Annotated in this window: 20 protein-coding genes; 2 read left to right on the top strand and 18 right to left on the bottom strand. The window is 66.5% G+C overall.

From position 1 onward, the window contains the following. Window positions 1-38: 38 nt before the first annotated feature. Complete coding sequence (locus U4Y91_RS07410) at window positions 39-1,910, bottom strand: ABC transporter ATP-binding protein/permease (RefSeq protein ID WP_321804501.1); 1,872 nt, start codon at window positions 1,908-1,910, stop codon at window positions 39-41. A 175-nt stretch (window positions 1,911-2,085) separates the two neighbouring features. Between U4Y91_RS07410 and U4Y91_RS07405 the strand changes: the two genes are divergently transcribed. Further along, window positions 2,086-2,481, top strand: a complete 396-nt coding sequence (locus U4Y91_RS07405) for an acyl-CoA thioesterase (protein ID WP_027789162.1) — start codon at window positions 2,086-2,088, stop codon at window positions 2,479-2,481. A gap of 40 nt (window positions 2,482-2,521) precedes the next feature. On the opposite strand, the gene U4Y91_RS07400 is transcribed toward U4Y91_RS07405, so the two are convergent. Continuing rightward, window positions 2,522-3,004, bottom strand: a complete 483-nt coding sequence (locus tag U4Y91_RS07400) for a nitrate reductase associated protein (RefSeq protein WP_257773855.1) — start codon at window positions 3,002-3,004, stop codon at window positions 2,522-2,524. A gap of 114 nt (window positions 3,005-3,118) precedes the next feature. On the opposite strand from U4Y91_RS07400, the gene fdhD reads away from it, so the two are divergent. Next, window positions 3,119-3,949 carry a formate dehydrogenase accessory sulfurtransferase FdhD gene (gene fdhD / locus U4Y91_RS07395; RefSeq protein WP_321804500.1) on the top strand — a complete coding sequence of 277 codons (831 nt, stop codon included), beginning with the start codon at window positions 3,119-3,121 and terminating at the stop codon, window positions 3,947-3,949. On the opposite strand, the gene U4Y91_RS07390 is transcribed toward fdhD, so the two are convergent. The 16 genes from U4Y91_RS07390 to U4Y91_RS07315 all read right to left on the bottom strand — a co-directional run bounded on the left by U4Y91_RS07390 (window position 3,934) and on the right by U4Y91_RS07315 (window position 22,578). After that, a complete protein-coding gene (locus U4Y91_RS07390) occupies window positions 3,934-5,109 on the bottom strand; it encodes a fatty acid desaturase (protein WP_415750453.1) in 1,176 nt (391 codons plus the stop codon). The genes fdhD and U4Y91_RS07390 overlap by 16 nt on opposite strands. A 95-nt stretch (window positions 5,110-5,204) precedes the next feature. Then, window positions 5,205-5,537 (bottom strand): cytochrome o ubiquinol oxidase subunit IV, encoded by a 333-nt coding sequence (gene cyoD / locus U4Y91_RS07385; protein ID WP_124488612.1) that lies wholly within the window; start codon window positions 5,535-5,537, stop codon window positions 5,205-5,207. Further along, a complete protein-coding gene (gene cyoC, locus U4Y91_RS07380; protein ID WP_321804497.1) occupies window positions 5,538-6,149 on the bottom strand; it encodes a cytochrome o ubiquinol oxidase subunit III in 612 nt (203 codons plus the stop codon). Next, complete coding sequence (gene cyoB / locus U4Y91_RS07375; protein WP_321804495.1) at window positions 6,149-8,161, bottom strand: cytochrome o ubiquinol oxidase subunit I; 2,013 nt, start codon at window positions 8,159-8,161, stop codon at window positions 6,149-6,151. Before cyoB ends, cyoC begins: the two co-directional genes overlap by 1 nt. Window positions 8,162-8,164: 3 nt before the next feature. Further along, window positions 8,165-9,055: a ubiquinol oxidase subunit II gene (gene cyoA / locus U4Y91_RS07370; protein ID WP_044846826.1), complete on the bottom strand. Its 891-nt coding sequence runs from the start codon at window positions 9,053-9,055 to the stop codon at window positions 8,165-8,167. Between the two features lie 671 nt (window positions 9,056-9,726). Then, window positions 9,727-10,494: an enoyl-CoA hydratase gene (locus tag U4Y91_RS07365; RefSeq protein ID WP_321804493.1), complete on the bottom strand. Its 768-nt coding sequence runs from the start codon at window positions 10,492-10,494 to the stop codon at window positions 9,727-9,729. A 90-nt stretch (window positions 10,495-10,584) separates the two neighbouring features. Further along, window positions 10,585-11,784, bottom strand: a complete 1,200-nt coding sequence (locus U4Y91_RS07360; protein WP_321804491.1) for an acetyl-CoA C-acyltransferase — start codon at window positions 11,782-11,784, stop codon at window positions 10,585-10,587. Between the two features lie 25 nt (window positions 11,785-11,809). Then, window positions 11,810-14,245, bottom strand: coding sequence for a 3-hydroxyacyl-CoA dehydrogenase/enoyl-CoA hydratase family protein (locus tag U4Y91_RS07355; protein ID WP_321804489.1), 2,436 nt, complete (start codon window positions 14,243-14,245; stop codon window positions 11,810-11,812). Window positions 14,246-14,358: 113 nt separating this feature from the next. Continuing rightward, window positions 14,359-16,146, bottom strand: a complete 1,788-nt coding sequence (locus U4Y91_RS07350) for an acyl-CoA dehydrogenase C-terminal domain-containing protein (protein WP_321804487.1) — start codon at window positions 16,144-16,146, stop codon at window positions 14,359-14,361. Between the two features lie 57 nt (window positions 16,147-16,203). After that, window positions 16,204-16,803, bottom strand: a complete 600-nt coding sequence (locus U4Y91_RS07345) for a TetR/AcrR family transcriptional regulator (protein ID WP_166963559.1) — start codon at window positions 16,801-16,803, stop codon at window positions 16,204-16,206. Between the two features lie 200 nt (window positions 16,804-17,003). Further along, window positions 17,004-18,278 (bottom strand): cardiolipin synthase ClsB, encoded by a 1,275-nt coding sequence (gene clsB, locus U4Y91_RS07340; RefSeq protein WP_321804484.1) that lies wholly within the window; start codon window positions 18,276-18,278, stop codon window positions 17,004-17,006. Then, complete coding sequence (gene nudB, locus U4Y91_RS07335; RefSeq protein WP_321804483.1) at window positions 18,275-18,769, bottom strand: dihydroneopterin triphosphate diphosphatase; 495 nt, start codon at window positions 18,767-18,769, stop codon at window positions 18,275-18,277. Before nudB ends, clsB begins: the two co-directional genes overlap by 4 nt. 160 nt (window positions 18,770-18,929) lie before the next feature. Then, window positions 18,930-20,732: an aspartate--tRNA ligase gene (aspS, locus tag U4Y91_RS07330; protein ID WP_059233228.1), complete on the bottom strand. Its 1,803-nt coding sequence runs from the start codon at window positions 20,730-20,732 to the stop codon at window positions 18,930-18,932. Between the two features lie 67 nt (window positions 20,733-20,799). Next, window positions 20,800-21,450, bottom strand: a complete 651-nt coding sequence (locus tag U4Y91_RS07325; RefSeq protein WP_027785397.1) for a DUF502 domain-containing protein — start codon at window positions 21,448-21,450, stop codon at window positions 20,800-20,802. 61 nt (window positions 21,451-21,511) lie between these two features. Beyond that, the gene (locus U4Y91_RS07320; RefSeq protein WP_321804480.1) at window positions 21,512-21,856 is read right to left on the bottom strand and encodes an FmdB family zinc ribbon protein; all 345 of its coding nucleotides are present in this window, start codon (window positions 21,854-21,856) and stop codon (window positions 21,512-21,514) included. A 95-nt stretch (window positions 21,857-21,951) separates the two neighbouring features. Then, entirely contained in the window at window positions 21,952-22,578 is a 627-nt protein-coding gene (locus tag U4Y91_RS07315) for an SAM-dependent methyltransferase (protein WP_321804478.1), read from the bottom strand. Between the last annotated feature and the right edge of the window lie 12 nt (window positions 22,579-22,590).

The raw sequence follows: 22,590 nt of genomic DNA, 5'->3' as shown, positions 1-22,590 counted from the left end.
GGCTGACCGCGCCGGGCCACCCGGCGCGGCAGCCACGCTCACGCGGCCTCGGCCGCTTCCCCGCCCGCCGCCGCGCGCTGCTGCTGCAGCGCCCACATCTGCGCATACAGCCCGTCCGCGCGCACGAGTTCGTCGTGCGTGCCGCGCTCGACGATCCGCCCGTGGTCCATCACGAGAATCTGCTGCGCGTGCACGACCGTCGACAGCCGGTGCGCGATCACGAGCGTCGTACGGTGCCGCGCGATCTGGTCGAGCTCGTGCTGGATCGCGCGCTCCGAGCGCGAATCGAGCGCCGACGTCGCCTCGTCGAACAGCAGCACCGGCGGATCCTTCAGCAGCGTGCGCGCGATCGCGACGCGCTGCTTCTCGCCGCCCGACAGTTTCAGCCCGCGCTCGCCGACCGGCGTGTCATAGCCCTTCGGCAAGGTCTCGATGAAGTCGTGGATGTGCGCGGCGCGCGCGGCCGCGATCACTTCGTCGCGGCTCGCGGTCGGCCGGCCGTACGCGATGTTGTAGTAGATCGAGTCGTTGAACAGCACGGTGTCCTGCGGCACGATCCCGATCGACGCGCGCAGCGAGTCCTGCGTGACGTCGCGAATGTCCTGGCCGTCGATCCGGATCGCGCCGCCCGCCTGCCGGTCGAGATCGTAGAAGCGGAACAGCAGCCGCGACAGCGTCGACTTGCCGGACCCGCTGTGGCCGACCACCGCGGTCGTCGTGCCCGCGTCGATCGTAAACGTCACGTCGTGCAGGATCTGCCGCGACGCTTCGTACGAGAAGTTCACGTGCTCGAAGCGCACCTGCGCGCCGGCCACCGCAAGCGGCCGCGCGTCGGGCGCATCCGCGACTTCCTTCGCGGCTGACAGCAACCCGAACATCCGGTCCATGTCGGTGAGGCTCTGCTTCAGCTCGCGATACACGACGCCGAGAAAATTCAGCGGAATGTAGAGCTGCAGCATGAACGTGTTGATCAGCACGAGATCGCCGAGCGTCAGCTTGCCGGCCAGCACGCCCTGCGTCGCGCGCCACAGGATGAACACGAGCCCGGTGCCGATGATCGCCTGCTGGCCGAAGTTCAGCACCGACAGCGAGTTCTGCGAACGGATCGCGGCCTTGCGGTAACGCTTCAGGTTCTCGTCGTAGCGCTGCGCCTCCCACTCCTCGTTGCCGAAGTACTTCACCGTCTCGTAGTTGATCAGCGAATCGATCGCCCGCGAGTTCGCGCGCGAATCGAGCTCGTTCATCGTGCGGCGAAAGTGCGTGCGCCAGTTGGTGACCTTCACGGTGAACACGATGTACGTGACCAGCGCCGCGAACGTCACGTACGCGTAGTACGCCTCGTACTTGACCACGAAGAAGCCGAGCACGAGCCCGACCTCGACGAGCGTCGGCAGGATGCTGTACAGCGAATAGGAAATCAGTTGCTGGATGCCGCGCGTGCCGCGCTCGATGTCGCGCGACATGCCGCCCGTCTGGCGTTCGAGATGGAAGCGCAGCGACAGCCCGTGCAGATGCCGGAACACCTGCAGCGCGAGCTGGCGCACCGCGCTCTCGGTGACCTTCGAGAACAGGATCTCGCGCAGCTCGGTGAAGAGCGACGTGGACAGCCGCACGAGCGCATAGGCGACGACCAGCAAACCGACGCCGCCCGCGAGCACGATGCCGGCCGACTGCTCCGCACGGCCGAGCGCGGTGAGCTGCTGCACGGCGGACAGGTGATCGACGATGCGCTTCATCACGACCGGCACGCCGAGGTTCGCGACCTTCGCGCCGATCAGGCAGCCGAGCGCGAGCGCGACGCGCCATTTGTAGGTGGCCAGGTACGGCAGCAGCGACCGGATGGTCTGCCAGTCGTTGCGGGGCCCGGTCGGAGCCGGCGCGGGCTCGCCGGAAGCGGAATATCGGCGCATGGGGATCAGGATCGGCGGCGGTGCCGGCCGCGTGCCGCGGCGGCCGACTCGCCCGCTTTCTCGTACAATTTGCGAACGTTGTATTGTCGCAGAAGCCGCTACGCGCCGCTGCCGGCGCCCTCGCCGGCCGGCCTGCGCGCGGCGGTGCATTTATTACAGGATGAAAGCCCCCGTCATGACCGATTCGACCCTCGAACTCCCGCAAAAACAGCCCGCGCTGCGCGTCGTCCCGCAACCGCACGACGCGAACGTCCACGGCGACGTGTTCGGCGGCTGGATCATGTCGCAGGTCGACATCGCCGGCTCGATCCCCGCGAGCCAGCGCGCGAACGGCCGCGTCGCGACGGTCGCGGTCAATTCGTTCGTATTCAAGCAGCCGGTGTTCGTCGGCGACCTGCTGAGCTTCTACGCCACCATCATGCGCACCGGCAACACGTCGATCACGGTCGACGTCGAGGTATACGCGCAGCGCATGCGCCTGATGGGCGAAATCGTGAAGGTCACCGAAGCGACGCTCACCTACGTCGCGACCGGCCCCGACCGCAAGCCGCGTCAGCTGCCGCCGCTGTAACGACGCATGCGCGCCGCGCGGCGGCGCCGCATGCGGCCCGTCAGTGCGTGGCCGTCAGCCCGAACTCCCGCATCGCGGGCACGAAGTCGTGATTGAGCTTCGGCTTGCGCGACAGCTTCACCAGCACGTAGCGCTGGAACGGCGCGAGCCGCTGCCACTGCGCGAGCGCGGGTGCCGGCAGCCCGGCCAGCGCGCTCTGCTGCACGAGCGCGTCCGGCACCGTGTCGGTCGCGCGCCAGCTCGGCTGCTCGTCCGGCTGAAACCACGACGGTTCGAGGTCGGCATGCGTGCGCAGCATTTCGAACAGCGCGTGATCGAAATTGGGCTCGATCGCGGTATCGTCGTCGGCCGGAAAGCGCGCGAGCAGCTTGCGGTCCTCGAGCGGCAGCAGTTGCCACTGCTCCAGTGAAATCCGCAGACCGAAACGGTCGAGATTGAAACGCACGATCATCGGGATGTACGTGAGGTTTTCCGATGAATCGTGTTCGAAATTGAATAGCAGCGGAGCGTCGCTGAGTCCCATGGTCGTTACCTGAGTGGCGGATGCCGGCGCGGCCGGCCTGCCTGAGGTATTTTAGAACCTCTGCGCGCGAGCGGCGGACCCGATCGCCGCCGCCCCTGCCTCGAATCAACGGGAGTGCTCGTGAATCCGACTGAAACAGAAGAGCCGCGCGGCGCGATCGAGCTGTCCGTGCGCCGCACGCGCGGCGGCGCCGTCGAAACCGCGCACGACTACGTCGGCCAGGAATGGCCGGTCGCGCTGGTCTTCAACGGCATCTCGCACGCGGTGATGATGTGCACGCCGCGCGACCTCGAGGCGTTCGCGGTCGGCTTCGCGATCTCGGAAGGGATCGTCGCGCGCGGCAGCGACATCAAGGACATCGAGGTGATCCTGCACGCCGACGCGCCGCTGCCGCACGCGGAGGTGCATCTGGAAGTCGTCCAGCAGGCGTTCGCCGCGCTGAAGGACCGGCGCCGCGCGCTTGCGGGGCGTACCGGCTGCGGCGTGTGCGGGATCGAAAGCATCGACCTGCTCGACCTCGCGCCCGAGCGGGTGCCCGACACCGGCTTTCTCGCGCGCCTCGCGCCCGACGCGCTCGCGCGCGCGGCCCACGGGCTGCCGGCGCACCAGGCGCTCACGCAGCTCACCGGCGGCCTGCACGCGGCCGCGTGGTGCGACGCAACAGGCGCGATCCGGATGGCGTTCGAGGACGTCGGCCGCCACAACGCGCTCGACAAGCTGATCGGCGCGCTCGTGCTGGCGCGCGCCGACGCGACCGACGGCTTCGTGTTCCTGTCGAGCCGCGCGAGCTACGAGCTCGTGCGCAAGTCGGCGCGGGTCGGCATTCCGATGGTCGCGACGATCTCCGCGCCGTCGTCGCTCGCGATCGAGATCGCGAAGGCGGCCGGCCTGCGGCTCGTCAGCTTCTGCCGCGAAACCGGCCACGTCGATTACGGCACCGCCTGAGCGGTCGCGGCGGGCGCGTTGCCCGCGGCTTCGGGAACCGCCCCCTGCCGCGCGCCCGCTGCGGCCGGCGCGCGCACCTCGGGTGCCACCTCGCTCGTCACGTTTCCACGATAGTCCGTCCAGAGCTTGCGGTCGGTGTCATAGAGCTTGCAGCGGCGAGCCGTGTCGAAATACCAGCGCCAGCCGAAACGCTGCACGACGATCCGCCCGGGCAGCATGTCCTCGAGCTTCGCCTGCGCCGGCTTGAGCCGGTACAGCGGCACGCTCATGTCGACGTGATGCGCCGTGTGCTCCATGATGTGGTGCAGCAGGCCGCCGATTCCGAACGGAAACGTCAGGTGCAGCGTGGTCGACACGAACGGTGCGGCATTCGACCATTCGGCGCGGTTCGCGTGCCATGCGATGCGCGGGTCGGTATGGTGGACATACACGACGAAGCCGATCATCGAGCACCAGAACAGGAACGGCACGAGCACGCCGGTCGCGAGCAGCAGCGCGACGGATTGCTGCGTCTCGAACGCCACCCCGACGACGGCGGCGATCCACGCGGCCGCGAAGCCCGTCACCAGCAGGCAGTCGCGCCGGAACACCGGCCGCGACGCACCGATATAGCCCCGGGACGGGAAATACATCCGAAGCCACCAGATCTCGACGAGATAGTAGAGGCCCGGCGCCCATCCGCTCCGGTAGACGCGATCCAGCCACCGCCGTGCCGGCGACAGCGCGGCGAATTCCGCTGGCGTATGCGGCGCCCACACGAAATCGAAGCCCTTCAGGTTCGTATAGCCGTGATGCACGACGTTGTGCCCGACTTCCCACAGGCTGTAAGGCGTCAGCGACGGCAGGAAGGCGATGCGGCCGAGCCAGCGGTTCAGCCGGCGGTCGGGCGTCAGGCTCTGATGGCACGCGTCGTGCCCGATGATGAACAGTCGCCCGGTGATGAACCCGGCGGCCATCCCGCAGACGATCTTGCCGACCGTCGACGGAATCAGCAGCGCGCCGGCGAACGCCGCGAACAGCAACAGGTAGTCGAGCACGAGCAGCAGGATCGGGCGCACGATCTCGCGCGTGGCGAACGGCACGAGCCATGCGCGGATGACCTTGCGGTGCGGGATCGGCTCGTCGGCGCGAACCGGTGTCTGGGAATCGTTGTTGACCATGATGCAGAAAGGCATGCGATACGCACGCCCGAAAGAAAAGGAGCCGTGCGGCACGCACGGCGCAGCGGGACGGGACGGACCGCGCCCCGGGCCGGTTATCGCGACATCATGTTCATGCTGACGTTGTGCATCACCCACAGCGTCCCGACGATCAGGATCAGCGCGGTCAGCACCGTATAGCTGAACGCCATCACGTTCCAGCGCTGGCTGGACGACGCGTTCATGTGCAGGAAGCAGACGAGATGCACGACGATCTGCACGAATGCGAGCCCCGCGAGCGCGATGATCGCCGCCTTCGGCGCCAGCATGCCGCCCATCACGAGGCCGAACGACGCGGCCGTCAGCAGCACCGACAGCACGAAACCGACGAGGTAGCCGCCGGCCGTACCGTGCGCGTCATCGTGGTGGATGAGTTCCGAATGAGCCATTTAGATCACGCTCGCGAGATAGACGAAGGAGAACACGCAGATCCAGACGATGTCGAGGAAGTGCCAGAAGAGGCTCAGGCAGGTGAGGCGCCGGAAGTCGCGCTCCGTCATGCCGGGGCCGCGAGCGATCTGCACGACGAGCACGACCATCCACAAGAGGCCGACCGCCACGTGCAGCCCGTGCGTGCCGACGAGCGCGAAGAACGCCGACAGGAATGCGCTGCGCTGCGGGCCCGCGCCCTGAGCGATCAGGTGCGAGAACTCGCGCAGCTCCATCGCGAGGAACGCGGCGCCCAGCACGAACGTCACCGCAAGCCACACGAACACCGTGCCGCGCCGGCGCCGCTGTGCGCCGAGCATCGCGAACCCGTACGTGATGCTCGACAGCAGCAGCGCCGCCGTCTCGAGCGCGACACCCGGAATGTCGAACAGGTCCTTCGCGGTCGGACCGCCCGCGAACTGGTTGCCGAGCACCGCGAACGTCGCGAACAGCGACGCGAAGATCACGCAGTCGGTCATCAGGTACAGCCAGAAGCCGAACACCGAATGCGACGGCGGATGGTGGTGCGCGGCCGGATGACGGGCGGCACCCGCGAGAGATTGATACGACATCAGTTCGTCTCCAGTTCGACTTCCGGCGCCGGGGTGCCGATCCGCACACCCGCGCGTTGTTCCTCGATCTTGCGGACGGTGTCCGCCGGAATGTAATAGCCGTCGTTGTCCTGTGCGCTGTACAGCACCACCGTCGCGACGATGCCGACGAGCGAGGCGATCGCGAGCCACCAGATGTGCCAGACGAGCGCGAAGCCGAGCAGCAGGCTGAAGATGCCGACGAAGAAGCCCGCGCTCGTGTTCGACGGCATGTGGATGTCCTCGTACCTGACGTTCTTGCCGAGGCCGAGCCCGAGGCCCTTCGCCTTGCGATAGGCGAGCTCGTCGAGTTCGTGCACGTTCGGGAGTACCGCGAAGTTGTAGACGGCGGGCGGCGACGACGTCGCCCATTCGAGCGTGCGGCCGTTCCACGGGTCGCCCGTCGCGTCGCGATACTGCGGCTGGTTGCGATTGCGCCAGCCGACCCACACCGATGCGACCTGGCACAGCACGCCGATCGCGATCAGCGCGACGCCGAACGCGGCGGCGACCAGCCACGGATGCCATGCCGGGTTGTCGTAGTGGTTCAGGCGGCGCGTCATGCCCATGAAGCCGAGCACGTACAGCGGCACGAACGACGCGTAGAAGCCGAGGAACCAGCACCAGAACGCGCGCTTGCCGAACTTCTCGTCGAGCCGGAAGCCGAACACCTTCGGGAACCAGTAGTGAACGCCCGCGAAGTAGCCGAACACGACGCCGCCGATGATCGCGTTGTGGAAGTGCGCGATCAGGAACAGGCTGTTGTGCAGCACGAAATCCGCACCCGGAATCGCCATCATCACGCCGGTCATCCCGCCGAGCGTGAACGTGATCATGAAGCCGATCGTCCACAGCACCGGCGCCGTGAATTCGATGCGGCCGCGATACATCGTGAACAGCCAGTTGAAGATCTTCACGCCGGTCGGGATGGCGATGACCATCGTCACGATCCCGAAAAACGCGTTGACGTCGGCCCCCGAGCCCATCGTGAAAAAGTGATGCAGCCACACGAGGAACGCGAGCACCATGATCACGCACGATGCATAGACCATCGTCCGGTAACCGAACAGCGGCTTCTTCGCGAACGTCGCGATGACTTCCGAATAGATGCCGAACGCGGGCAGCACGAGGATGTATACCTCCGGATGCCCCCACGCCCAGATCAGGTTCAGGTACAGCATCGCGTTACCGCCGGCTTCGTTGGTGAAGAAATGCATGTCGAGGTAGCGATCGAGGCCGAGCAGCGCGAGCGCGACGGTCAGGATCGGGAACGTCGCCATGATCAGCACGTTCGAGCAGAGGGCCGTCCACGTGAACACCGGCATCTTCATCAGCGTCATGCCCGGCGCGCGCATCTTGATGATCGTCACGAAGAAGTTGATCGACGTGATCAGCGTCCCGACGCCCGAGATCTGCAGCGCCCACAGGTAGTAGTCGACCCCGACGCCCGGGCTGAACTGCAGCTCCGACAGCGGCGGATACGCGAGCCAGCCCGTCTGCGCGAATTCGCCGATCACGAGCGAAACGTTCATCAGGATCGCGGCGACCGCCGTCATCCAGAAGGAGAGCGAGTTCAGGAACGGGAACGCGACGTCGCGCGCGCCGATCTGCAGCGGCACGATCAGGTTGAAGAACGCGACCAGCAGCGCCATCGCCATGAAGAAGATCATGATCACGCCGTGCGCGGTGAAGACCTGGTCGTAGTGATGCGGCGGCAGGTAGCCGGGGCCGTTGTACGCGAGCGCGAGCTGCAGGCGCATCATCACGGCGTCCGCGAAGCCGCGCAGCAGCATCAGCACCGCGACGACCAGGTACATCACGCCGATCTTCTTGTGATCGACGGACGTCAGCCATTCGCTCCACAGCCATTTCCACCTGCCCGCGACCGTCAGCGCGGCGACGATGCCCAGCACGACGAGCCCCATGAAGGCGCTCGCCCCCATGATGATGGGCTGATCGAACGGGATCGCCGAAAGAGTCAGTTTGCCGAACATGCGTTACCCCTTCGTCGTGCAGGCGGCGTCCTTCGGGTCGAGGACGTGGCCGTTGTTGTATTTCGCGATGATGTTGTGGAACAGCTTCGGGTCGACCGACGAGAAATAGCGCACGGGCGCCTTCTCGCCCGGCTGCGCGACCGTGCCGTACGCGGTCATGTCGAGCCGGTCGGACGACGCCTTCACCTTCCGCACCCACGCGTCGAACTGCTCGCGCGGCTCGGCGAGCGTGCGGAACTTCATGTCGGAAAAGCCGCGGCCGCTGTAGTTGGCGGACACGCCTGCGTAGTCGCCCGCCTCGTCGGCGATCAGATGCAGGCGCGTCTGCATGCCGGCCATCGCATAGACCTGGCTGCCAAGCTGCGGGATGAAGAACGAGTTCATCACCGAGTCGGACGTGATGCGGAAATTCACCGGCGTGCCGACCGGAATCGCGAGCTGGTTCACCGACGCGATGCCGAGTTCCGGATAGATGAACAGCCACTTCCAGTCGAGCGCGACGACCTCGACATTGATCGGCTTGACCGACGATTCGATCGGCTTGTACGGGTCGAGCTCGTGCGTCGTCCGCCACGTGAGCACGCCGAGGAACAGGATGATCAGCGTCGGCACCGTCCAGATCACGACCTCGATCGCGGTCGAATGCGACCAGTTCGGCGCGTAGGCGGCGTTGCGGTTCGATGCGCGGTAGCGCCATGCGAACCACAGCGTGAGCAGGATCACTGGAATGACGACGATCAGCATCGCCCACGTCGCGGTCGCGATCAGCGATTTTTCCGCGACGCCCACCGCGCCCTTCGGATCGAGCACGTGAAGGTCGCTGCATCCGGCGAGTCCAGCCAGCAGCCCGATGACGGGCGCCGCACGCGCCCCGCCGGTGATTCGTCCGATCATTATTCGTTCGCCTGATTGTCGTTGAGAAGAACCGCTGGCCGCACGCCGCCATCGCGCGACGCATCCGGCCGCGGCGACCTGTGCGCGAACTGTACGGAAAATTGCCGCAGTGCAACTTGACGGCGGACAAGGTTTGCCGAGGTGAGCCGGAACTGGCCCGAGCGGGGTGGGGGCTGGGCTGGGCTGGGCTGGGGCTGGGGCTGGGCTGGGGCTGGGGCTGGGGCTGGGGCTGGGGCTGGGGCTGGGGCTGGGCTGGCCCGAGGCTGGGGCAGGCACCGGCGATGACCTGCGTCAAAACGGCCACCGGGCCTTCGCTCAGGCATCGCGGATAGCAGGCACTAACGGGCCGGAAAGCGGGACGGCGCTGCACAGCAACATGAGGGGCGCCGGCGCGAATTGCGAGGATGTCTCGGCGGCGGAACGGCGGCGAATGCGGGGAACGCGGAACGCCACGCGAACGCACGGCGATTCAGGATCGAGCCGACCCGCTGGTTGATGCGTCGGCCACGAGGACCGAACGCAGCCACGCGACAAGCTACAAGCGACGTGCGACGTGCGACGTGCGACGTGCGGCGTGCGGCGTGCGACGAGCAGCGTGCGGCGCGCGGACGCAAGCGTTGCCGCCCCGGCCGACGAAGGAATCCGGGGCAGCGAAGCGCCTGCGCCCCGTATCAGTCGAACTGACGGAAATCCGGTTTGCGCTTCTCGAAGAACGCCGTCATCGCCTCGCGCGCTTCCGGCGCGCGCAGCATCGCGGAGAAATGGCCGGCTTCCTCGCTCATCCGCGCGGCCACGGCCACCCCGCCCGTCTCCTTCAGCAGCGCCTTCGTCACGCGCAGCGACGACGCCGGCAGTGCCGCGAGCTTCGCGGCCTGCTTCGCCGCGAATGCGTCGAGCTCGGCGGCCGGCAGCACGCGATTGACGATGCCGATGCGATGCGCTTCCAGCGCGTCGAACACTTCGCCGAGCAGCAGCTTTTCAGCGGCGACCTGATGGCCGGCCAGACGCGGCAGCAGCACGCTCGACGCGGCTTCCGGGCACAGCCCGAGCTGCGCGAACGGCAGCGAGAACGTCGCGGTGTCGGCCGCGTAGACGAGATCGCAGTGCAGCAGCATCGTCACGCCGACGCCGACCGCGACGCCCGGCACCGCGGCCACGATCGGCTTGGTCGCGCTGCTGATCCGCGCGAGGAACTGGAAAACCGACGCGTTCTCGTCCTTCGGCGGCGACTTCAGGAAATCCTCGAGATCGTTCCCCGCGCTGAAGTTGCCGTCGCCGCCGCGCAGCAGGATCACGCGGATCGCCTTGTCTTCCTGCGCGTCGGCGAGCGCATCGGCCATCGTCTGGTACATCGCCGCCGTCAGCGCGTTCTTCTTCGCCGGGCGCGCGATCGTGATCGTCAGCACGCCGTCGGCGCGTTCCACTTGAATTTCGGCCACAACCGTCTCCTTTGACTTTCCTCTTCCGGAATGAAAAACGGTGCGCAAGCTCGCGGCTCGCGCACCGTGATCGCTACTGTCCCGCTCCGCTTACAGGCGTTCGATGATGCCCGCCGCACCCATGCCGGTGCCGACGCACATCGTGACCATCCCGTACTTCAGGTTGCGGCGGCGCAGGCCGTGCACGACGGTCGCCGCGCGGATCGCGCCGGTCGCGCCGAGCGGATGGCCGAGCGCGATCGCGCCGCCCATCGGATTGACCTTCGACGGATCGAGGCCGAGATCGCGCATCACTGCCAGCGATTGCGCGGCGAATGCTTCGTTCAGCTCGATCCAGTCGAGATCGTCCTGCTTCAGGCCGGCGGCCTTCAGCGCGGCCGGAATCGCTTCCTTCGGACCGATGCCCATGATTTCCGGCGGCACGCCGCGCACCGCGAAGCTCACGAAGCGCGCGAGCGGCGTCAGGTTGAATTCCTTGAGCACCTTCTCCGACACGACGAGCAGCGCGCCCGCGCCGTCCGACGTCTGCGAGCTGTTGCCGGCCGTAACCGAGCCCTTGTTCGCGAACACCGTGCGCAGCTTCGCGAGGCCTTCGAGCGTCGTATCCGCGCGCGGACCTTCGTCGAGCCTGATCTCGCGCGTCTTCACGTCGATTTCGCCCGTCGCGAGATTCGGGAAACGCTCGGTGATCGTGTACGCAGCGATTTCGTCGCCGAACTCGCCTGCCTGCTGCGCGGCGAGCGCCTTGCGGTGCGATTCGACCGAGAACGCGTCCTGGTCTTCGCGGCTCACCTTCCACTGCTCGGCGACGCGCTCGGCGGTCAGGCCCATCCCGTACGCAATGCCGAAATCCTCGCTGCGGTCGAAGATGTGCGGCGACATCGACGGCTTGTTGCCCATCATCGGCACCATGCTCATCGATTCGCAGCCGCCCGCGAAGATCGCGTCCGATTCGCCGACACGGATGCGGTCGGCCGCCATCGCCAGCGCGGTGATGCCCGACGCGCAGAAGCGGTTGACCGTCACGCCGCCGACCGTCTGCGGCAGGCCCGCGAGCAGCGCGCCCATGCGGGCGACGTTCAGGCCCTGCTCGGCTTCCGGGATCGCGCAACCGATGATCGCGTCCTCGATCACTTTGGTATCGAGGCCGGGCACCTGTGCGACCGCCGACTTGATCGCGTGAACCAGCAGCTCGTCGGGGCGCGTGTTCTTGAAGACACCGCGCGGGGCCTTGCCGATCGGGGTGCGGCTGGCGGCGACGATGTATGCGTCTTGCAGTTGTTTGCTCATTTCAGACTCCTTGTCGTCTGCTCGCTCAGTTACGCACCGGCTTGCCGGTCTGCAACATGCCCATGATCCGTTCCTGCGTCTTCTGCGTGCCGAGCAGCTCGACGAACGCGCGGCGCTCGAGCGCGAGCAGCCACTGCTCGTCGACGAGGCTGCCGGCTTCGACGTCGCCGCCGCACACGGCTTCGGCGATGCGGCTCGCGATCAGGTAGTCGTGGTCGCTGATGAAGCGGCCGTCACGCATGTTGACGAGCGATGCCTTGATCGTCGCGATCGCCGAGCGGCCTGCGACCGGCACGTCCTTCGCGCGCAGCGGTGCGCGGTAGCCGACGGCGGCCAGCGCACGGGCTTCCTTCTTCGCGGTGTCGAGCAGCTCGAACACGTTGAAGATGATCGTGTCGGACGGCTTCAGGTAACCCATCGCGCGCGCATCGTGCGCCGACGACGACACCTTCGCCATCGCCGCGTTCTCGAACGACTTCGTGACGAACTTCAGGATGTCGGTGGTCGCGTTCGCGGCCGTGGCCGCCTCCGCCGCGCGCAGCGCCGCTTCCTTCAGGCCGCCGCCCGCCGGCACGAGGCCGACGCCCACTTCGACGAGACCGATGTAGCTCTCGACGTGCACGACGCGCTTCGCGCTGTGCAGCATCAGCTCGCAACCGCCGCCGAGCGCGATGCCCGATACGGCCGCGACGACCGGCACGTTCGCGTACTTGACGCGCAGCATGCCTTCCTGGAACTTCTTCACGAACGGCTCGATACCCTTCGCGCCGCCCATCATGAACGCGGGCATCGCCTCTTCGAGGTTCGCGCCGGCCGAGAACGGGCCGCCCGGCGTGCCGAGCTTCAGCGACGTCGGCTGCCAGATCACCACGCCCTTGTAGTCCTTCTCCGCGAGTTCGATCGCCTGCACGAGGCCGTCGATCACGCTCGGTCCGATCGTGTTCATCTTCGACTTGAACGATACGATCACGACGTCGTCCTCGCCTGCGCGATCATCGACCCACGCGCGCACCGCGTCGGTTTCGAACAGCGTCTTGCCGTACGTCTTCGGATCGGCGCCGGCTTCGCCGACGAGCGGCGCGCGGAACACCTGCTTGCCGTAGACGGCGAGGTCCGAGCGCGGCACGAAGCGCTTCGACGCCGGTGCCCACGAGCCTTCGGCCGTGTGCACGCCGCCCTGCTCGGCGACCGCGCCTTCGAGCACCCACGACGGCAGCGGCACGTTCGCGAGCGCCTTGCCCGCCGCGATGTCTTCCTGCACCCACTCGGCGACCTGCTTCCAGCCGGCGGCCTGCCAGCCTTCGAACGGGCCTTCGTTCCAGCCGAAGCCCCAGCGGATCGCGAGGTCGACGTCGCGCGCGTTGTCGGCGATCGACTCGAGATGCACGCCGATGTAGTGGAACACGTCGCGGAAGATCGACCACAGGAACTGCGCGTGCGGATGGTCCGTCTCGCGCAGCAGCTTCAGGCGTTCCGCCGGCGGGCGCTTCAGGATGCGGCCGACGGTTTCATCGGCCTTCGCGCCCGAATCCACGTAGGTGCCCGTCTTCGCGTCGAGCACCTTGATCGCCTTGCCTTCCTTCTTGTAGAAACCGCCGCCCGTCTTCTGGCCGAGCGCGCCCTGCTTCACCAGTTCGGCGAGCACGGCGGGCGTCTGGTAGACCGGGAAGAACGGATCGTCGGCGAGGTTGTCCTGCATCGTCTTGATCACGTGCGCCATCGTGTCGAGGCCGACCACGTCCGCGGTGCGGAACGTCGCCGACTTCGCGCGGCCGAGGCGGCTGCCCGTCAGGTCGTCGACTTCGTCGAAGCGCAGGCCGAACTTCGCGGCCTCGGTGATCACCGCGAGGATCGAGAAGATGCCGACGCGGTTCGCGATGAAGTTCGGCGTGTCCTTCGCGCGCACGACGCCCTTGCCGACGATGCTCGTCAGGAAGGTCTCGAGCTGGTCGAGGATCTCCGGACGCGTATGCGCGGTCGGGATCAGTTCGACGAGGTGCATGTAGCGCGGCGGGTTGAAGAAGTGCACGCCGCAGAAGCGCGACTTCAGCTCGTCCGAGAATCCTTCGGACAACTTCGTGATCGACAGGCCCGACGTATTGGTCGCGAAGATCGCGTTCGGTGCGATGTGCGGCGCGACCTTCTTGTACAGGTCGTGCTTCCAGTCCATCCGCTCGGCGATCGCTTCGATCACGACGTCGCACTCGGCGAGCTTCGCGATGTCGTCTTCGTAGTTCGCGGCTTCGAGGTATTTCGCGTCGTCCTTCACGCCGAACGGCGCGGGCGACAGCTTCTTCAGGTTCTCGATCGCCTTCAGCGCGATCGCGTTTTTCGGGCCTTCCTTGGCCGGCAGGTCGAACAGCAGCACCGGCACGCGCGCGTTGACGAGGTGCGCGGCGATCTGCGCGCCCATCACGCCGGCGCCCAGCACGGCGACCTTGCGAATCAGGAAATTGCTCACGGGATGTCTCCGGATAGTGTCGTGCAGCGCGGGTTGGGAGGGCTGCACGGCGAAGTGAATACCAGGAACCGTTGCGTTCGGGCGGCGCGCGGCGCGCACCGCCCGGACTCGCGTCAGAACAGCGATTCGTCGACTTCCATCAGCGTCTTCGAACCGGCGCGCGCGGCGCGGATCGTCGCGGCCGTCTCGGGCAGCAGACGCGCGAAATAGAAGCGGGCCGTCGCGAGCTTCGACTTGTAGAACGGATCGCCCGACGCTTCGTTGTCGAGCGCGAGACGCGCCATGCGCGCCCAGAAGTACGAGAACACCAGGTGCCCGACGGTACGCAGGTACGGCACGGCGGCGGCGCCGACTTCGTCCGGGTTCTGCATCGCCTTCATGCCGATTTCCATCGTCAGCTTCTGCACCTTGTCGCCGATGTCGGCGAGCGGGTTGATGAACTCGGCCATCTCCGGCTTCACGCCTTCGGCTTCCGCGAATTCGGTGACGAGCTTGCCGAACTTCTTCAGCTTCGCGCCCATGTCGCCGAGCACCTTGCGGCCCAGCAGGTCGAGCGACTGGATCGAGTTCGTGCCTTCGTAGATCATGTTGATCCGCGCGTCGCGCACGTACTGCTCCATGCCCCACTCGGAGATGAAGCCGTGGCCGCCGTAGATCTGCATCGCGTGGTTGGTCGACTCGAACGCGTTGTCGGTCAGGAACGCCTTGATGATCGGCGTGAGCAGCGCGACGAGGTCGGCCGCTTCCTTGCGCACCGCTTCGTCACCGTGCGACAGCTCCTTGTCGATCTGCAGCGCGGACCAGTACGTGAACGCGCGCGCGCCTTCCGCGTAGGCCTTCTGCGTGAGCAGCATGCGGCGCACGTCCGGGTGCACGATGATCGGGTCGGCCGGCTTGTCCGGTGCCTTCGGGCCCGTCAGCGAGCGCATCTGCAGGCGCTCCTTCGCGTACGTCAGCGAGTTCTGGTACGCGACTTCCGTGAGGCCGAGGCCCTGCATGCCGACGCCCAGACGCGCGGCGTTCATCATCACGAACATCGCGTTCAAGCCCTTGTTCGGCTCGCCGACCATCCAGCCCTTCGCGTTGTCGAGGTTCATCACGCACGTCGAGTTGCCGTGGATGCCCATCTTGTGTTCGATCGAGCCGCACTTGATGCCGTTGCGCTCGCCCGGCTCGCCCGCGGCGTCCGGAATGAACTTCGGCACGATGAACAGCGAGATCCCCTTCGTGCCTTGCGGCGCGTCCGGCAGGCGCGCGAGCACGAGGTGGACGATGTTCTTCGACATGTCGTGCTCGCCGCTCGAGATGAAGATCTTCGTGCCGCTGATCGAGTACGAGCCGTCGCCGTTCGGTTCGGCCTTGGTGCGCAGGATGCCGAGGTCGGTGCCGCAGTGCGGCTCGGTCAGGCACATCGTGCCCGTCCATTCGCCCGACACGAGCTTCGGCAGATACTGTTTCTGGAGCTCCGGCGCGCCGTGCGCGTGCAGGCATTCGTACGCGCCATGCGACAGGCCCGGATACATCGTCCATGCCTGGTTCGCCGAGTTCAGCATTTCGTAGAGCGCGTTGTTCACGAACGCGGGCAGGCCCTGGCCGCCGTAGTCCGGATCGCAGCCGAGCGCCGGCCAGCCGGCCTCGACGTACTGCCGATACGCTTCCTTGAAGCCGGTCGGGGTCTTCACGACGCCGTCGCCTTCAAACGTGCAGCCTTCGCGGTCGCCGACCTGGTTCAGCGGGAACAGTACCTCGGAGCAGAACTTGCCCGCTTCCTCGAGGACCTGGTTGATCGTGTCGGCGTCGAGGTCCGCATGCCGCGGCATTTGCTTGACCTCGGCCTCGACATTCAGAAGCTCGTGCAACACGAATTGCATGTCGCGCAGCGGCGCGGCGTACTGTCCCATGACTCTCTCCAAAGGTGGGCAAACGGCTCGAGCTCCTGGCGGGCGGATCACGCGCCGCTAACGGCTCTCGCTCTGATACGAAACGATCGTCTTTTCCAGCGCGGCCCACGTGAGGCGCACGGCATCCGGCGAATGCAGGAATCGTGCGTCGTGATGCAGGCCGAGCGTGAAGCTGTACAGCTCGAAGAGCATCAGGTCCGGATCGGTATCCGCACGCAGATGGCCTTCTTCCTTCGCCTGCGAAATGGCACGCAGCATCGCGGCACGCCAGGCCGTCACGCTCGCGATCAACTGCTCGCGCACCGGGCTGTCAGGCCGGTCGTCGTACTCGACCGCACCGCTGATGTAGATGCATCCGGTCGTCACCTCCTGGATGCGCTTCTCCGTCCAGCGGGCCAGCATCGCCCGAAGGCGCGGCAAGCCTCGCGACTCGCGCAGGCTCGGAAAGAACACCTCGTTCTCGAAACGATGGTGATACTCGCGGACGACCTCGACCTGCAGGTCCTCGCGCGATCCGAAGTGCGCGAACACACCGCTCTTGCTCATCTGCATGCGCTCGGCCAGCAGGCCGATCGTCAGCCCCTCCAGCCCGTCACGGCTGGCGAGGTCCAAAGCAGCTTCGAGTATCGCGGCACGCGTCTGTTCGCCTTTTCGCATAGCTTTTTCTATAACCGTTCGGGGGTTCGAATAAAATCGAACGGCCGTACTATTATTGAGTGCGGCCGCTCGCGAAACAAGGAAATTATTAGAAACCGGTGTCTAACCGAGCCGCTATTTTGCGCGATTCCGGCGGGACCGGAGCGGCTTTTCCGCACGAACGTGCGGACAGATTTTATGAAGCGGATGCTGAATCCGTGTCAGTCGTAACCGCCGACCGTCAGCGCCTTCATCACGAGGCGGTACGTGTTGTATGCGAGCCAGCTCAGCATACGCTCGATGCGCGGCCGTGCGGCATACCGGGCGGCGTCGATTTCGCGGCCTTCGGAGAAGGCGGCCGCGATCGCGTCGCGCAGCTGGTTCGTGACCGCATCGTAGCGCACCAGCACGACGTTCGCCTCATTGTTCAGCATCAGGCTCAGCGCATCCAGGTTCGACGAGCCGACGGTCGCCCAGTTGTCGTCGATCACGGCCACCTTGCCGTGCAGCATCGTCTTGTCGTATTCCGCCACGCGCACGCCCGCGCGCAGCAGCGCGTGATACAGGAACGGCACGGCCGTATCGAGCGCCGCGAATTCCTTGCGGCCGATCAGGATCCGCACGTCGACGCCGCGGCGTGCTGCGCCCGTCAGCGCGCGGCGCAGCTTGCGGCCCGGCATGAAGTACGGATTCGCGAGCAGGATCCGCTGGCGCGCCTGGCCGATCGCGGCGAGATAGGCCTTCTCGATCGCGCGGCGGTTCACGACGTTGTCGCGCGCGACGAACGCGACGCTCGGCTCGGTCACGACCCGCAGCGCACCGGCCTTGATCCAGCGGTGGCTGCGCATCCAGCGCCGGAACATGTCCGGAAACGCTTCGCCGCCGTGCAGCCCCGCCGCGTATTGCGCGTACGGCTTGTGGCCGAACTGGATCCGGTGCCACTGCAGCTCGAACGCGGCGCGCACGTCCGACACCGCCGGCCCCGCCATCTCGACCGCGAAATCCCAGCGCGGAAACGGCAGCGTCGCGCTGCCCTGCGTGTAGTCGTCGACGATGTTGATGCCGCCGCAGAACGCAATCGCATGATCGATCACCGCGAGCTTGCGGTGCGTGCGCGAGAAACCGAAACGGCCGAACAGGAAGCGGTTGTAGATACAGTGCTCGACGCCGGCCTCGGCCCACGTGTCGAACAGCGGCAGGCGCGCGGTGCCGATGCCGTCGGTGATCACGCGCACGCGCACGCCGCGCTGCGCCGCGCGGATCAGCGCATCCGACACCGGGCGGCCGGCCGCATCGTCGCAGAAGATGTAGGTTTCGAGCATCACCTGCTCGCGCGCCGCATCGATCCGTTCGATCAGCGCGTGGAAGAATTCGTTGCCGGTTTCGCAGAGCCGCACCGTGTTGCCGGCCGTGAACGCGAGCCGCGACGCGGAGCCGCGCTCCTGCAGGAACATCTGCCGCAATTGCGCGAAGCGCTTGCGGGTTTCCGCATTCATGCGGACGAGCCGTGCGGTGCCCGCGCGAGCGACACGCGCACGGGCAATTGCAGGATCGCTTCGGCATTCGACGGCGAGAAGCAGCGCGCGGCCGCTTCGCGGAACGGCAGCCACGCGTAGTCGACGTGCTCGCGCGGCGACAGCGTCACGTCGACGTGATGCGGCACGCACAGGCCGAACCAGTGCTCGACGTTGCGCGTGACGCCCGGCGCGTAGCGATGCAGGTATTGCGGATAGATCGTGTATTCGATCCGGTGGTGCCAGTCGACCAGTGCGGTGGCCGGCACGTCGCGCGACCCGACCGAGATGCCGGTTTCCTCGGCGACTTCGCGCGCGGCCGTGAGCGCGAGCGGCTCGTCGGGCGCGTCCTTCGACCCGGTCACCGATTGCCAGAAATCGGGCTGGTCGGCACGCTTGATCACCAGCACGTCGAGTTCGGGCGTATAGATCACGACGAGAACGGATTCGGGGATTTTCGGCGGCTTCGTCATTTTGGTTTCATGCGGCGCGGGGCCGTGCGTCGGGCACTGTGCCCGAACGTGCGGCAAGTGCTGCGACTGTACCGCAAAAAACGAAAAAGGCGCACCACGGCGCCTTTTTCATGGGTGTCGTGTGCGCGTGACCGCACACACGACCGGATGCGAAAACGCGTTACGCCTTCGGCTGTTCCGGCTGACGCAGACGGATGTGCAGTTCGCGCAGCTGACGCTCGTCGACCGGGCTCGGCGCCTGCGTGAGCAGATCCTGCGCACGCTGCGTCTTCGGGAACGCGATCACGTCGCGGATCGAGTCGGCACCGGCCATCATCGTGACGATGCGGTCGAGACCGAACGCGATACCGCCGTGCGGCGGCGCACCGTACTGCAGCGCGTCGAGCAGGAAGCCGAACTTCAGTTGCGCTTCTTCCGCACCGATCTTCAGCGCGCGGAACACCTTGCTCTGCACTTCCTCGCGGTGGATACGCACCGAGCCGCCGCCGATTTCCCAGCCGTTCAGCACCATGTCGTAGGCCTTCGCGAGGCAACGGCCCGGATCGGTCTCGAGGTACTCGAGGTGTTCGTCCTTCGGGCTGGTGAACGGGTGGTGTGCCGCGACGTAGCGCGCGTCTTCGTCGTCGTATTCGAACATCGGGAAGTCGACGACCCACAGCGGCTTCCAGCCAGCCTGGACGAGACCGTTCGCCTTGCCGAATTCCGAATGACCGATCTTCAGGCGCAGTGCGCCGAGGCTGTCGTTGACGACCTTCGCGCGGTCAGCCGCGAAGAAGATGATGTCGCCGTCTTCAGCACCGGTGCGCTCGAGGATCGCCGCGATCGATGCGTCGTGCAGGTTCTTGACGATCGGGCTTTGCAGGCCGTCGCGACCCTTCGCCTTCTCGTTGACCTTGATCCACGCGAGGCCCTTCGCGCCGTAGATGCGCACGAATTCCGTGTAGCCGTCGATGTCGCCGCGCGACAGCTCGCTGCCCTTCGGCACGCGCAGCGCCGCGACACGGCCGTCCTTCGCGTTGGCCGGCGTGCTGAACACCTTGAAGTCGACGTCCTTCATCGCGTCGGTCAGCTCGGTGAACTCGAGCTGCACGCGCAGGTCCGGCTTGTCCGAACCGAAACGCGCCATCGCTTCCGAGTACGGCATCACCGGGAATTTCGCGTCGAGTTCGACGTCGATCGTCGTCTTGAAGATGTGACGGATCATGTCTTCGAACAGGTCACGGATTTCCTGCTCGCCGAGGAACGACGTTTCGCAGTCGATCTGCGTGAATTCCGGCTGACGATCGGCGCGGAGGTCTTCGTCGCGGAAGCACTTGGTGATCTGGTAGTAACGGTCGAAGTTCGCGACCATCAGCAGCTGCTTGAACAGCTGCGGCGACTGCGGCAGCGCGAAGAACTGGCCCGCGTTCACGCGCGACGGCACGAGGTAGTCGCGCGCGCCTTCCGGCGTGCTCTTCGTCAGCATCGGCGTTTCGATGTCGATGAAGCCCTGCTCGTCGAGGTACTTGCGCGCTTCGATCGCGACGCGGTAGCGCAGACGCAGGTTGTGCTGCATCTGCGGACGACGCAGGTCGAGCACGCGGTGCGTGAGGCGCGTCGTTTCCGACAGGTTGTCGTCGTCGAGCTGGAACGGCGGCGTGACCGACGCGTTCAGCACGATCAGCTCATGGCACAGCACTTCGATCTTGCCGCTCTTCAGGCCGGCGTTGACCGTGCCTTCCGGACGGTTGCGCACGAGACCCTTGATCTGCACGCAGAACTCGTTGCGCACGCCTTCGGCGGTCGCGAACATTTCCGCGCGGTCCGGGTCGCACACCACCTGCACGAGGCCTTCACGATCGCGCAGGTCGATGAAGATCACACCGCCGTGATCGCGGCGGCGCTGCACCCAGCCGCACAGCGACACGGTTTGGCCCAGCAGGTGTTCGGTCACGAGACCGCAGTATTCAGTACGCATCGACATGATGTTTGCTTTCGTTCGGTTTGATCAACGGGTGCCGCAACGCGCGGCCCGGGCGATGATTCTTTACTTACAGCGGCGGCTCGACGGGACGGCGGGCGGGCGCCGGAGCCGGCGCCGAAGGCGCCACGACGCCCATCGAGACGATGTACTTGAGCGCGGCATCGACCGACATGTCGAGTTCGATGACTTCGCTCTTCGGCAGCATCAGGAAGAAGCCCGACGTCGGGTTCGGCGTCGTGGGCACGTACACGCTCACGTACTCTTCCGTCAGATGGTTGACCACGTCGCCGCCGGGCGCGCCGGTCAGAAACGCGATCGTATACGAGCCGCGGCGCGGGTATTCGATCAAGAGCGCCTTGCGGAACGCGTTGCCGCTGCTCGACAGCAGCGTGTCCGACACCTGCTTGACGCTCGTGTAGATCGGCCCGACGACCGGGATGTGACGCACGACCGCGTTCCACCACGTGACGAGCTTCTGGCCGATGAAGTTCTGCGTGGCCAGCCCGACGACGAAGATGAACGCGAGCGTCAGCACCGCGCCGATCCCCGGCAGATGGAAGCCGAGCATCCGCTCCGGCTGCCACGATTCGGGCAGGAGCAGCAGCGTCTGATCCATCGTACCGATGATGAGGCCGAGCACCCACAGCGTGATCGCGAGCGGGACGAGAACCAGCAGGCCGGTCAGAAACACCGTTTTCAGGGTCGTCTTTTTCATCATCTGCCGTCAATGAACCGCGCCGGAAGCGCGGGTTGGTCGCGACCCGGTCGGGCCGCGACGGTCAACTGCCGGCGGCGGGCGCTGCAGCCGGGGCCGGCGCGGCGCTCGTCGTCGTACTTGCGGCGCTCGTCGCAGCGGGCGCAGCTTCCGTCGGCGCCGTGGCGGCCGGTGCTGCAGCACCCGCATCGCCGGACGCCGTCGCCGGCGCGCTGGTGCCACCCGAGCCACCGCGGAAATCGGTGACATACCAGCCGGAGCCCTTCAGCTGGAAGCCGGCGGCGGTGACCTGCTTGCGAAAAGCATCCTTCCCGCATTCGGGGCACTGCGACAGCGGCGCGTCGCTCATCTTCTGGAGCACGTCCTTCGCGAAACCGCACGCTTCGCATCGATAGGCGTAGATCGGCATGATATTTTTCCCGCAGAAACTGGAAACGGCTTGCAAAACCTTGAATTATATCCGAAACCCCGGCGCACTCCGGCAACGGCCGCGACGCGCGGGCTTCAGCGACGGCGCCACGTGAGCCAGCGCTCGTTTCCGTCGAACACGGCCAGCGAATCGGTCACCGGCAGATCCTCGATCAACTCGAAGTGCGGCGCGAGCAGCGCATCGAGTTCGGCGCGCTCGATACCGAACGGCGGCCCCTTCGGTTTCTTCGTCACGAAGAAATATCCGGCCAGCAGCGCACCGGCGGGCAGCAGTTCGGCCATCCGCGTCGCGTAACGGGCGCGCAGGCTCGGCGGCAGCGCGCACAGGAACGCGCGCTCGTACACCCACTGCACGTCGAACGGCGGCTGGTACGCGAAGAAATCGGCCTGCTCGACGACGTCCGCGTGCGCGCCGAGCTGCGCCTTCGCGGCCGCCACCGCCTGCGCGGCGAAATCGATCGCGCGCACGGGCCAGCCGGCCTGCGCGAGCCAGCCGGCCTCCTGCGCACTGCCGCAGCCGGGGATCAGCACCGCGCACGGCGCGCGCCGCTGCGCAAACGCGCGAAACCCGTCCGGCACGCCGCCGAATTCCCACGGTGTCACGCCGCGTGCGAAACGCTCGTCCCAGAACGCGGCGTTGCCGGGGTCCCGCGTCGCGAAATCGGCGGCGCCCGGCGCGGACGGTTGTTTCGGTTCGGACATCGCTCCGGCCCC

The organism is Burkholderia sp. BCC1993 (genome assembly GCF_905339865.1).
GTDB lineage: Bacteria > Pseudomonadota > Gammaproteobacteria > Burkholderiales > Burkholderiaceae > Burkholderia.
Note: the sequence above shows the minus strand (reverse complement) of the source record. Positions and strands in the feature narration are given on the sequence as shown.